This window comes from Pseudomonas sp. GW456-12-1-14-TSB6 (genome assembly GCF_059424205.1).
In genome coordinates, this window is record NZ_JBWKZE010000031.1 from 20,898 (window position 1) to 30,153 (window position 9,256).

Consider the following 9,256-nt stretch of genomic DNA (forward strand, 5'->3'; position numbering starts at 1 on the left):
CACTCTCACTTGCTTGACCGGTCTCTATGCCTACCCTGCGCTCCTTTTTCCTCGCGGCCCTGCTGGGCCTGAGTCTTTCCGTCGGCCCGCTGCAAGCCGCCGAACCACCGTCCAGCGACGCCGTGCAGGCCAGCCTGGACAAGCTCACCGACAGCAAACTGCCCGAAGCCGACAAGAAGGCCCTGCAGACAGTCCTGCAAAACACGCTGAACCAGCTCAACAACCGGCGTGACTACGAGCAGAAGCTGATCGACCTCAAGCAGCAGTTGGCCACTGCGCCGAAGCAGACCATCGAGAATTCGCGCGAACTGACCCGCCTCAAGGCCAGCGCCGTGGTGCCGGTGGCGCAGCGCTTCCCCAAGGAAAACATCCAGCAGCTGGAGCAGATGCTCACCGAGCGCTCGACCCAGCAAAGCGATCTGCAAAAAGCCCTGGCCGACGCCAATAGCCTGATCATCACCGCCCAGACCCGTCCCGAGCGTGCCCAGGCCGAGATTTCCAGCAGCCAGACGCGCATCCAGCAGATCAATAACATCCTCAAGACCGGCAAGGACGCCGGCAAAACCGTCAGCGCCGAGCAGCGCGACCTGCTCAACGCCGAACTGGCCGCCTTGAACGCGCTGATCCCGCTGCGCCGTCAGGAACTGGCCGGCAACAACCAGTTGCAGGATCTGGGCAACAGTCAGCATGACCTGCTTTCGGAAAAATCCGACCGTCTGGACCGCGAGATCCAGGAACTGCAAACCCTGATCAACCAGAAGCGCTTGACCCTGTCGCAGGAAACCGTGACGCAGCAGTCGATCGAGGCCCAAAAGTCCGGCAGCAGCGCCCTGCTCGCCACGGAAAGCGCGGCCAACCTCAAGCTCTCCGACTACCTGCTCAAAAGCACCGACCGTCTCAACGAACTGACCCAGCAGAACCTGCAGACCAAGCAGCAACTGGACAGCGTGACCCAGAGCGATTCGGCCCTCGACGAGCAGATCAACGTGCTCAAGGGCAGCCTGCTGCTGTCGAAGATTCTCTATAAACAGAAACAGGCGCTGCCGCGCCTCAAGGTCGACCGCGACCTCGCGGACCAGATCGCCGACATTCGCCTGTACCAGTTCGAAATCAACCAGCAGCGCGAACAGCTGAGCAATCCGGCGACCTACGTCGACAACCTGCTGTCCACCCAGCCGCCGGAACAAGTCACGCCGCAACTGCGCAAGAGTCTGCTGGAGCTGGCCAACACTCGCGTTGATCTGCTGGAGCGGCTGAGTCGCGAACTGAGCGCGATGCTCAACGAGTCGATCACCCTGCAACTGAATCAGAAACAACTGCTGAGCACCGCGCAAAGCCTGCGCGCGACCCTCGACGAGCAGATGTTCTGGATTCCGAGCAACAAGCCGCTGGACACCGAATGGATGCGCGGCGTGCCGGAGCGCCTCAAGCGTCAGATCGACACTTTGCCGCTGGCCTCAAGCTTTAGCGAACTGACCGACGGCCTGACCCAGCGACCGCTGTTGTTCCTGCCGCTGGCGCTGCTGATCGGCGCGCTGCTGTGGCGCCGCAAACAGCTGTACTCGCGCCTGAACAAGGTTCATCAGGACATCGGTCACTTCAAGCGTGACAGCCAGTGGCATACGCCACAGGCGATCCTGATCAATATTCTGCTGGCGATGCCAGTCGCGCTGGGCCTGGCTCTGTGCGGGCTGGCGTTGCAGATCGATGCTCGCGGGCAGAACGCCAACATGGGCGCGGCGCTGCTGCAAATGGCCCAGGCGTGGCTGGTGTTCTACACCGCTTACCGGATCCTCGCGCCGGGTGGTGTGGCCGAGTTGCACTTCCGCTGGGAGAAGCCGCAGGTCGAATTCCTGCAAGGCTGGGTGCGTCGCCTCGGACTGGTGGTCATGGCGTTGGTGGCGGTGGTGGCGGTTGCCGAACTGCAACCGGCGGCACTGGCCGACGATGTGCTGGGCATGCCGGTGGTGCTGACCTGCTATGCGCTGATGGCGTGGCTGCTCAGCCGCTTGCTGATCAGCAGCCCGACCCACGAAAACGCCTCGCTGTTCCGCAAGGCCGTGGGCGTGATGTTCACCCTGCTGCCCATCGCGCTGTTCGTCGCCGTGTGCTTCGGCTACTACTACACCGCGCTGAAGCTCAGCGACCGCCTGATCAACACGTTGTACCTGCTGATGTTCTGGCTGGTGATCGAAGCCACCTTCGTCCGTGGCCTTGCGGTCGCGGCACGTCGTCTGGCTTACCAGCGCGCCCTGGCCAAACGTCAGGCAGCCAAGGAAGCCGGCGACGGCGAAGCGGTGATCGAAGAACCGACCCTGGACATCGAAAAGGTCAACGAACAGTCCCTGCGCCTGATCCGCCTCGCACTGCTTGGCGGCTTCATCGCCGCGCTGTACTGGGTCTGGGCCGACCTGATCACGGTGTTTTCGTACCTCGACAACATCACCCTCTACGAATACACCAGCGGCACCGGCGCCAATATGAGCATGGTGCCGATCAGCATCGGCGACATGCTCGGCGCGCTGATCATCATCGGCATCACCTTTGCCCTCGCCCGCAACTTGCCGGGCCTGCTTGAAGTGTTCGTACTGTCGAAACTCAATCTGGCCCAGGGCAGTGCCTACGCGACGACCACGCTGCTGTCGTACGTGATCGCCGGGGTCGGTTTCGTCTCGACCCTGTCGACCCTCGGCGTCAGCTGGGACAAGTTGCAGTGGCTGGTGGCGGCGCTGTCGGTGGGTCTCGGTTTCGGCATGCAGGAGATCTTCGCGAACTTCATCTCCGGCATCATGATCCTGTTCGAGCGCCCGGTGCGGATCGGCGACACCATCACCATCGGCAACCTGTCGGGCACGGTGAGCAAGATCCGCATCCGCGCCACGACCATCACCGACTTCGACCGCAAGGACATCATTGTCCCGAACAAGACGTTCATCACCGGGCAACTGATCAACTGGTCGCTGACCGACACCATCACTCGGGTGACCCTGAAACTGGGCGTCGATTACGGTTCGGATCTGGATCTGGTCAAGGAACTGCTGCTCAAGGCCGCCCGGGAAAACCCGCGCGTGCTCAAGGAACCCGAGCCGCACGTGTACTTCCTCAACTTCGGCGAAAGCACCCTCGACCACGAATTGCGCATGCATGTGCGTGATCTCGGCGACCGCAACCCGGTACTCGATGAGGTCAACCGCTTCATCAACCGTGAGTTCAAGAAGCAGCACATCAACATCTCGTTCCGCCAGATGGAGGTTTACCTGAAGAATCTTCACGGCCAGGAATACAAGATGGTGCCGATCGAGCCGGAAACCAAAACCATCGTGCCGGTCAGCGACGACCAGAAACCGTTGCAGGAACCGCCGCCGGCCAAACTCGACTAACCCGGCTAATCCCAGCAGAATGCTCGGACATTCTGCTGGAGCCGGTCCTTGAAAGCCCTCGACGAACTGACCTTCGACAACCGCTTCGCCCGCCTGGGCGATGCGTTCTCGGCCCACGTGCTGCCCGAACCGATCGACAATCCGCGGCTGGTGGTGGCCAGCCCTGCGGCCCTGGCGCTGCTGGATCTCGACCCGGCGGTGGCCGACACCCAGGAATTTGCCGAGCTGTTTGGCGGCCACAAGCTGTGGGCCGATGCCGAGCCACGGGCGATGGTCTATTCCGGACATCAGTTCGGCGGCTACACCCCGCAACTGGGCGATGGGCGCGGACTGTTGCTGGGCGAGGTCTACAACGCAGCCGGCGAGCACTGGGACTTGCATCTGAAGGGCGCCGGGCAGACACCGTTTTCGCGCATGGGCGACGGTCGCGCGGTGCTGCGTTCGTCGATCCGCGAGTTTCTCGCCTCCGAAGCGCTGCATGCGCTGAACATCCCGTCTTCACGCGCCGCCTGCGTGATCGGCTCCGACACTCCAGTCTGGCGTGAGAAACAGGAGCGCGCCGCGATGGTGCTGCGCCTGGCGCCGAGCCACATCCGTTTCGGCCACTTCGAATACTTCTATTACACCAAGCGCCCCGAACAGCAGAAGCAACTCGGCGAACACGTGTTGGCGATGCACTACCCCGAGTGTCTGGAACAGCCGGAACCTTATCTGGCGATGTTCCGTGAAATCGTCGAGCGCAACGCCGAACTGATCGCCAAGTGGCAGGCCTACGGTTTCTGCCACGGGGTGATGAACACCGACAACATGTCGATACTCGGCATCACCTTCGACTTCGGCCCGTTCGCCTTCCTCGACGATTTCGACGCGAACTTCATCTGCAACCACTCCGACGATCAGGGCCGCTACTCCTTCAGCAATCAGGTGCCGGTCGGCCAATGGAACCTCAGCGCCCTGGCCCAGGCCCTGACGCCGTTCATCAGCGTTGAAGCCCTGCGCGAAACCCTCGGCCTGTACCTGCCACTGTTCCAGGCCCATTACCTCGACCTGATGCGCCGCCGCTTCGGCTTCACCACCGCCGAGGACGACGACCAGCAACTGTTGGAACAACTGCTGCAACTGATGCAGAACAGCGGAGTCGATTACACGCTGTTCTTCCGCCGCCTGGGCGAAGAGTCAGCCGAACAGGCCATCGCCCGCCTGCGCGATGACTTCGTCGATATCAAGGGTTTCGATGCCTGGGGCGAGCGCTATGTCGCCCGCGTCGCACGCGATGGCGCGGCCGATCAGGAACAGCGCCGTGCGCGCATGCATGCGGTGAATCCGCTGTACATCCTGCGCAACTATCTGGCGCAGAAGGCGATTGATGCTGCCGAGCAGGGTGACTATTCAGAAGTGTGCCGATTGCACGCGGTGCTGAGCAATCCATTCGAGGAACAACCTGGAATGGAGAGTTACGCGGAACGGCCGCCGGAGTGGGGCAAGCATTTGGAGATCAGTTGTTCCTCATGAAGCGCACGGTCTCCTGTCTTGGAGCCGTGCACCCTCCCGTCAGGCAACCTGCTAGATGACAGCGCCGCCTGAAAAAGCCGCGCGACATGCTCAGAGTGCAAATGCCACGACTCTGAACACACTGGTTTCCTTTCAGATAAACACGTCCACAGGTAGCTTGAAGTGCTCGGCCAGCCAGCGGACCTGCCGCAGATTCAACTGGCGCTTTCCACTGAGGATTTCCGAAACAACAGACTGAGTGCCCACACCCGGCAAATCGCTCTGGGTCAAACCATGCTCACGCATCAAATACCCCAGTACTTCAAAACCGGGCGGTTTAGGCGTCGGGTGATGCACGCGATCCCATTCTTCAATCCAGTCACCGATGATATCCACCAGACTCATTAAAGGATGAGACTCATCATCGCCCGTCATTTCGAGCAGCTCGTCAAGGGCTTGAACGAGCCTGTCGTAGTCGTCTTCGCTTTTCGGCTTGCGCAGCAAAGGCGAAACGAACTCCCAGTGCTCAGCGGCTTTTTTGATCAGAACACTCATGCCTTAGCCTCCTTCCATTTACCGCGGTCATATTCGCGATGATCCAACACATGTCTGATGTACAACTTTTGAGGTCGATATCTGACATAGGCGATCAACCTGAGCTTGTTACCGCCAATATCGAAAACATGAAAGTCACCCACTTTGTCGACAGCTGGAAACAAGGCCTTCAGCGCCGCAAAATCTGGCGATTTGCTTCCTTTCGCCACTTCAAACCAGTGGTCCAGTGCTGTAGCTGCGCTGGGCCATTTGGCCTTCGCTTCTCGTATTCGTTTTCCAGTGATGACATGCATGCAACATCCTTATCGCATTCTGCTATGGGGAGTTAATCACAGATCAAAATTATCGCAAGTTGCGATATCACCGAGCAGACCAACGGGTCTCGACCGGTCCATCTCAGCCTAGGCTCACAGCCAAACACTGCACGATTGAAAATATGAGCAAACGTCTCCAACTAGGAGATATCAGCTTTCCACTGGATCCCGATCATGACCGACCCACTCCTCATCCCCTGCCCCTCCTGCAACGGCCTCAACCGCATCCCCGCCGAGCGCCTCAACGACCACCCGAAGTGCGGGCGCTGCAAGTCCGAGGTGCTGTTGGACAAGCCGTTCGAACTCAAGCAAGGCGATTACGCCAGTCAGATCAAGGGTGATCTGCCGTTGCTGGTGGACGTTTGGGCGGACTGGTGTGGGCCGTGCAAGTCATTTGCGCCGGTGTTCGAGCAGGCGGCTGCGCAGTTGGCGGGCAAGTGCCGGCTGGCCAAGCTGGACAGCGAGGCCAATCAGCAGTTGTCGGCACAGTTGGGGATTCGTTCGATTCCGAGCCTGATTCTGTTCCGCAACGGCCGGGAAGTGGCCCGTCAGAGTGGGGCCTTCCCGTTGCCGCAGTTGATGGCCTGGCTGCGCAGCCAGGGCATCTGACAAGGTTTCAGGCGTCTTCGAGCAGGTTGTGCAGTTCAACGAACTGCTGCGTCAGCTTGTGCCGTGGATCGAGGTGGATCAGCGGCGTGTTGGCTTGATGCGATTCGCGCATGCGCACTGAACTGGCGAGGTAGACCGGCAGTACCGGCAGGCCCTCGGCGATCAGTTCGTCGAGGATTTGCTGCGGCAGGCTGGCCCGGGCCTGGAACTGGTTGACCACAATGCCTTCGACTTCCAGGCCTTCGTTGTGGTCTTCCTTCAACTCGTCGATCTCGGCGATCAGACCGTAGAGGGCCTGACGCGAGAAGCTGTCGCAGTCAAAGGGAATCAGTACCCGATCGGCGGCAATCAGTGCCGAGACCGCATAGAAATTCAGCGCCGGCGGCGTATCCAGATAGATCCGGTCGTAATCCTCCGACAACTCGTCGAGCAGCTTTCGCAGCTTGTTGATCTTGTGTTTGGCCTCGAGCTTGGGCTGCAGGTCGGCCAGTTCGGCAGTGGCGGTAATGATGTGGAGGTTGTCGAAAGGCGTTTCGTAGATATCCGCCTGGTTCTTTTTCGAGAACGGTCCGGAAGACAGGGTCTGCTTGAAGAAATCGGCAATGCCCATCGGAATGTCATCACCCGTGAGCCCGGTCAGATACTGAGTGGAATTGGCCTGGGCATCGAGGTCGACCAACAGCGTGCGATAACCCTCGCTGGCGCTTACCGCCGCCAGATTGCAGGCAATGCTGGATTTGCCCACGCCACCTTTCTGATTGAACACCACGCGCCGCATGACAAAACCTCCGTGTATCAAAGAATGACCGAGTGTAGTGGTGCCCGGTGCCGGTTCGCTACCTCGATGGACGCGGACTACAAAGTCAGGCGCCAATCTCCCAATGAATACGGCGGAAAGAGACCCGTTGATCGCGGATTCGCCTGACAGACAGCCACCCGACAATCTGGATAATGGCCAAGTGACAGCTCTTGCTGCGTACCATTCGGTTCATTTCGTCGTTCAAAACGTAACCAGCATTTGCTACACACTCGTCGCACCGGGATAATGCGCGCCACCCGGCGCCACGCGCCATGCCATTTCAGGCTAAATCAGCTCAGCGGCGACGTTGGCGAAACCGCGTCAACTCAGCCCGCAGGGGCGGGATAAATGTCCGTGATCAACTTCAACATCGCCCAATGGCGCGCCTGGGCTCCCGGGCTCGACAGTGTGGAAGCCTGGCAAGCCTGGAGCCGACAGCCGGTCGTGCTCGAAGGCAGCGATGCCGCACCCGATGTTTCGTTTCTGCCGGCCATGCAGCGCCGTCGTCTCAGCCGTCTGGCGCGGATGGCGTTCAGTGTCGGCTGGCCGCTGGCCGACGGTCGGGAAAATCTGCCGCTGGTATTCGTCTCCCGGCACGGCGAAACCCCGCGCACCTTTGAAATCCTCAGCGATCTGGCCAACGAACAGCCGCTGTCGCCCACCCAGTTCAGCCTGTCGGTGCACAACGCGATCATCGGCCTGTGGTCGATCATGCGTGGCGAAACCAGCGAAATGACCGCGCTCGCCGCAGCCGGCGACGGCCTCGAACACGGCATGCTCGAAGCGGCGACGTTGTTGAACGAAGGGGCCCCCGCCGTGCTGCTGGTGATCACCGAGGAACAACCGCCCGAAGCCTATTCGACGTGGATCGACGACGTACCGTTTCCCTACGCGGTCGGGTTGTTGCTCACCCCCGGTACCGACTGGCGGCTGACCCTGAACAGCGCCCCGCAAGCACGGTCAAAACCGCAGTGGCCCCACGCACTGAATCTGCTGCGAACCCTGCTCGGTCAGCAACCCCATTGCCAACATGCCTGGAAGACTCGTCTATGGACCTGGCAACGCAACCCGTGATCGGAAAAAACCGCGACGCCTATTACTGGCGTCTGCTGGCCACTGCCACCAGCTTCGCCCTGTTCGGGCTCGGTGGTCTGTGCCTGCGCCTGCTGGTATTTCCATTGCTCGGTTGCCTGCCGGGCGACGCCATTGCGCATCGCGAGCGGGCACGCCAGACCGTCAGTCGGCTGTTCTGGTTTTTCGTCCGGTTCATGGCCCGTACCGGCGTGCTGACCTACGACATCCAGGGCGCCGAACGGCTCGGCCGTCCGGGGCAGATGATCATCGCCAACCACCCGTCGCTGATCGACGTGGTATTCCTGATCGGTCTGGTGCGCGGGGCCAATTGCGTGGTGAAGAAAAGCCTGTGGGAAAACCCCTTCACTCGCGGCCCGCTGCGCAGCACCGAATACATCAGCAACGACGGCAGCATGGACATGCTCGACGCCGCCGCCGGCGCATTGCAGAGCGGGCAGACCCTGATCATTTTTCCCGAAGGCACCCGCACCCAGCCAGGTCAGGCGCCGGCCTTTCATCGGGGCGCGGCGGCCATCGCGCTGCGCGGTGCGAAAATCCTCACCCCGGTGGTGATCAAGGTCAATCCGACCACCCTGACCAAAGCCGAGCCCTGGTATCGCATTCCCAGTCGCCGCGTGCACTTCAGTTTTCACGTCGGGGCCGATATAGACCCACAGACTTTCGCCGCGCAGGGGCCAGCGCCACAGGCTTCGCGCAAGCTCAACGACTATTTGCACCAATTCTTTATCAAGGAGCTCGCCGAAGATGAGCGATCTAAACCGTGACATCAAAGAGCTGATCATCGACGCCCTGGGCCTCGAAGACATCAGCGCAGAGGACATCGGCGACGACCAGACGCTGTTCGGCGAAGGCCTGGGCCTGGATTCCGTCGACGCCCTGGAGCTCGGCCTGGCGATCCAGAAAAAGTACGGCATCAAGATCGACGCCGACGCCAAGGACACCCGCAACCATTTCACCAACGTGGCGAGCCTTGCGGCGTTCGTCACGGCAAAACAAGCAGCTTGAGACCGGAC

9 protein-coding genes are annotated in these 9,256 nt (G+C 60.7%); 6 read left to right on the forward strand and 3 right to left on the reverse strand.

Translation table 11 applies throughout. The features are described 5' to 3' along the window. Window positions 1–26: 26 nt before the first annotated feature. Window positions 27–3,380 (forward strand): mechanosensitive channel MscK, encoded by a 3,354-nt coding sequence (gene mscK / locus AC07Y2_RS23665; RefSeq protein WP_064592959.1) that lies wholly within the window; start codon window positions 27–29, stop codon window positions 3,378–3,380. A 48-nt stretch (window positions 3,381–3,428) separates the two neighbouring features. Beyond that, window positions 3,429–4,892 carry a protein adenylyltransferase SelO gene (gene selO, locus AC07Y2_RS23670; protein WP_103386973.1) on the forward strand — a complete coding sequence of 488 codons (1,464 nt, stop codon included), beginning with the start codon at window positions 3,429–3,431 and terminating at the stop codon, window positions 4,890–4,892. A 132-nt stretch (window positions 4,893–5,024) separates the two neighbouring features. On the opposite strand, the gene AC07Y2_RS23675 is transcribed toward selO, so the two are convergent. Together AC07Y2_RS23675 and AC07Y2_RS23680 are read right to left on the reverse strand one after the other, a co-directional pair. Further along, complete coding sequence (locus AC07Y2_RS23675) at window positions 5,025–5,426, reverse strand: helix-turn-helix domain-containing protein (RefSeq protein WP_039766491.1); 402 nt, start codon at window positions 5,424–5,426, stop codon at window positions 5,025–5,027. After that, window positions 5,423–5,719, reverse strand: a complete 297-nt coding sequence (locus AC07Y2_RS23680) for a type II toxin-antitoxin system HigB family toxin (protein WP_074689592.1) — start codon at window positions 5,717–5,719, stop codon at window positions 5,423–5,425. The genes AC07Y2_RS23675 and AC07Y2_RS23680 overlap by 4 nt, the downstream gene beginning before the upstream one ends. Window positions 5,720–5,914: 195 nt before the next feature. Here AC07Y2_RS23680 and trxC point away from each other — a divergent pair, with 195 nt between their 5' ends. Next, on the forward strand, window positions 5,915–6,349 hold the full coding sequence (gene trxC / locus AC07Y2_RS23685) for a thioredoxin TrxC (RefSeq protein ID WP_039766488.1): 435 nt from the start codon (window positions 5,915–5,917) through the stop codon (window positions 6,347–6,349). Between the two features lie 7 nt (window positions 6,350–6,356). On the opposite strand, the gene AC07Y2_RS23690 is transcribed toward trxC, so the two are convergent. After that, window positions 6,357–7,127 (reverse strand): ParA family protein, encoded by a 771-nt coding sequence (locus AC07Y2_RS23690; RefSeq protein ID WP_007952339.1) that lies wholly within the window; start codon window positions 7,125–7,127, stop codon window positions 6,357–6,359. A 369-nt stretch (window positions 7,128–7,496) separates the two neighbouring features. On the opposite strand from AC07Y2_RS23690, the gene AC07Y2_RS23695 reads away from it, so the two are divergent. The 3 genes from AC07Y2_RS23695 to AC07Y2_RS23705 are packed head-to-tail and all read left to right on the forward strand — an operon-like array spanning window position 7,497 to window position 9,248. Continuing rightward, window positions 7,497–8,222: a beta-ketoacyl synthase chain length factor gene (locus tag AC07Y2_RS23695; RefSeq protein ID WP_039766485.1), complete on the forward strand. Its 726-nt coding sequence runs from the start codon at window positions 7,497–7,499 to the stop codon at window positions 8,220–8,222. After that, a complete protein-coding gene (locus AC07Y2_RS23700) occupies window positions 8,198–9,007 on the forward strand; it encodes a lysophospholipid acyltransferase family protein (protein WP_103386972.1) in 810 nt (269 codons plus the stop codon). Before AC07Y2_RS23695 ends, AC07Y2_RS23700 begins: the two co-directional genes overlap by 25 nt. Beyond that, window positions 8,988–9,248, forward strand: coding sequence for a phosphopantetheine-binding protein (locus tag AC07Y2_RS23705; protein WP_085701087.1), 261 nt, complete (start codon window positions 8,988–8,990; stop codon window positions 9,246–9,248). The genes AC07Y2_RS23700 and AC07Y2_RS23705 overlap by 20 nt, the downstream gene beginning before the upstream one ends. Window positions 9,249–9,256 lie beyond the last annotated feature (8 nt).

Coding starts and splice junctions, on each gene's coding strand:
- mscK (WP_064592959.1), top strand. CDS start 27: ATGCCTACCCTGCGCTCCTTTTTCCTCGCGGCCCTGCTGGGCCTGAGT.
- AC07Y2_RS23675 (WP_039766491.1), bottom strand. CDS start 5,426: ATGAGTGTTCTGATCAAAAAAGCCGCTGAGCACTGGGAGTTCGTTTCG.
- AC07Y2_RS23680 (WP_074689592.1), bottom strand. CDS start 5,719: ATGCATGTCATCACTGGAAAACGAATACGAGAAGCGAAGGCCAAATGG.
- trxC (WP_039766488.1), top strand. CDS start 5,915: ATGACCGACCCACTCCTCATCCCCTGCCCCTCCTGCAACGGCCTCAAC.
- AC07Y2_RS23690 (WP_007952339.1), bottom strand. CDS start 7,127: ATGCGGCGCGTGGTGTTCAATCAGAAAGGTGGCGTGGGCAAATCCAGC.
- AC07Y2_RS23695 (WP_039766485.1), top strand. CDS start 7,497: ATGTCCGTGATCAACTTCAACATCGCCCAATGGCGCGCCTGGGCTCCC.
- AC07Y2_RS23700 (WP_103386972.1), top strand. CDS start 8,198: ATGGACCTGGCAACGCAACCCGTGATCGGAAAAAACCGCGACGCCTAT.
- AC07Y2_RS23705 (WP_085701087.1), top strand. CDS start 8,988: ATGAGCGATCTAAACCGTGACATCAAAGAGCTGATCATCGACGCCCTG.